The sequence below is a fragment of the Clavibacter sp. MX14-G9D genome (assembly GCF_032917815.1).
Classification (GTDB): Bacteria; Actinomycetota; Actinomycetes; order Actinomycetales; family Microbacteriaceae; genus Clavibacter; species Clavibacter michiganensis_K.
The window spans coordinates 1-1,933 of sequence record NZ_JAVCVL010000334.1 but is presented as its reverse complement, the minus strand read 5'-3'; the positions used below and the strand labels follow the sequence as shown (position 1 = coordinate 1,933).

The 1,933-nt window shown below is 73.5% G+C and carries 2 protein-coding genes; one reads left to right on the top strand and one right to left on the bottom strand.

The genetic code is table 11. The features are described 5' to 3' along the window. Nucleotides 1-666, bottom strand: a 666-nt coding sequence (locus tag Q6969_RS15335) for a Pr6Pr family membrane protein (protein WP_317231219.1), incomplete at its 3' end; no start/stop codon positions are given. 116 nt (nucleotides 667-782) lie between these two features. Here Q6969_RS15335 and Q6969_RS15330 point away from each other — a divergent pair. Continuing rightward, nucleotides 783-1,790 carry an NADP-dependent oxidoreductase gene (locus Q6969_RS15330; RefSeq protein WP_317231218.1) on the top strand — a complete coding sequence of 336 codons (1,008 nt, stop codon included), beginning with the start codon at nucleotides 783-785 and terminating at the stop codon, nucleotides 1,788-1,790. Nucleotides 1,791-1,933 lie beyond the last annotated feature (143 nt).

Below are 1,933 nucleotides of genomic sequence, written 5' to 3'. Positions count from 1 at the left end.
GGCGGGCATGCCCGCACCGGCGGCAGCCGGCGGTCCCGACGCCGCACCCCGCGCCGCCCGCACGCGGCTGAGCGCCACGACGGTCGTCGTCACGCCCGCCAGCACGCCCGCGACGAGCGCCAGCCATGCCGTGATCTCGAACGGCACCCCCACCTGCGCGGGGTCGAGGAAGAAGTACGGGTACCACCCGACGCGCGGGCCGCGGATCTCCGTGAACGCGCACCAGACGAGGGGGAAGGGCATGGCCCACCCGACGGCCTTCCAGGTGACGCGCGGCCGGCCGGGGGCGAGGGTCCAGTCCAGGAGCGCGTAGGCGGGGATCACGAAGTGCAGCAGGCGGCTCGACCACGGCACCTCGACGTAGTACGCCTGCGCGCTCGACTCCAGCACGATGAGGCCGAACACGACGCCGGAGACCACGACGTAGCTGAGCACCACGGCCCGCACGGCCGCCATCAGCGGCGGCTCCACGCCCCCGCGGAGCGCGTGGATCCCCGAGGCGGCGAGCACGACGGCACCGGCCATGCCGCTCTGCGTCGTGAAGTAGCTGAACCAGTTCTCGGCCGCGAAGGTCGTGAACCCCTGCACGTAGTCGAAGTCCGCGACGAGGGCGGCGACCACGACGAGGGCGGCGACCAGGCGCACGGCACCGAGGATCCTCTGCACAGCTCTCCGATCGCGGCCGACTCCCGGCATCCCCGTCGCATCCAGTGTACGAACGAGGTCTCACGATCACCTCCGCGTCCTCGCGCGTCGCGTCCCGGGACGGCAGGATGACGGCCATGAGCCCTTCATCGCGATCCACCAGCCAGCAGGTGCAGTTCGGGTCATTCGGCGGCGTCGACGTCCTCGAGGTCGTCGACGTCCCGCGGCCGTCGCCCGGGCCCGGGGAGGTGCTGGTGGAGGTCTTCGCGGCCGGCATCAACCACATCGAGGCGTACATCCGGCAGGGCCGGTTCCCGGACGAGGTCCCCACGTCCTTCCCCAACGGGCAGGGCAGCGACTTCGCGGGATGCATCGCCGCGGTCGGCGAGGGCGTGACCCGCTTCCGCAAGGGGCAGGACGTCCTCGGCCACACCGTCATGGCGGCGCACGCGACCCACGTGGTGGTGCCCGCCGGCAACGTCGTCCCGAAGCCCGCGCAGCTCCCGTGGGAGGTGGCCGGGGGCCTCTTCCTCGCGGGCCTCGTGGCGCACGACGTCCTCCAGGCCATCAAGCCGGGCGAGGGCGACACCCTCGTCGTGTCGGCCGCGGCCGGCGGGGTCGGGAGCATCGAGGCGCAGCTGGCCATGCGCCGCGGCGCCCGCGTGATCGGCACCTGCGGGGAGCGCAACTTCGACTACCTGCGGCAGGTCGGCGTCACGCCCGTCGTGTACGGCGACGGCCTGGCCGACCGCATCCGCGCGGCCGCCCCGAACGGCGTGCAGGGCTTCATCGACAACTTCGGCGGCGGCGAGCAGGTCGCCGAGGAGCTCGGCATCCCCGCCAACCGCTTCAGCTCCAGCGACGCCCGCCGCGAGATCGAGCTCGAGGCGGTCCTGCCGCCGGTGGATGAGGACGACGTGCACCGATCGCGCACGCTCGCCACGGTCGCCGAGCTGGCCGCCAAGCGCGAGGTGGACGTCCTGGTGTCCGGCTTCTACCCGCTCGCCGAGGTGCAGGACGCGTTCGACGACCTGGAGCGACGCCATGCCCGCGGCAAGATCGTGCTCGGCATGCGGCCGGTGCACTACCCGGGCGACCGGCGCAGCACGGCGAAGGCGCGCGACGTCGCGGAGGGCCGCGCCTGACGCGTCCCGGACGGTTCCGGTCAGCGGGCCAGGATCTCCGCCGGCGCCGGCTCGACGGGCCGCTGGATGTGGGCGTCGCGCCACAGCAGAAGGTCGCGCACGGCGGGCGACTCGTCGCATTCCAGCATCGTCACGGCGGCGGG

Coding starts and splice junctions, on each gene's coding strand:
- Q6969_RS15330 (WP_317231218.1), top strand. CDS start 783: ATGAGCCCTTCATCGCGATCCACCAGCCAGCAGGTGCAGTTCGGGTCA.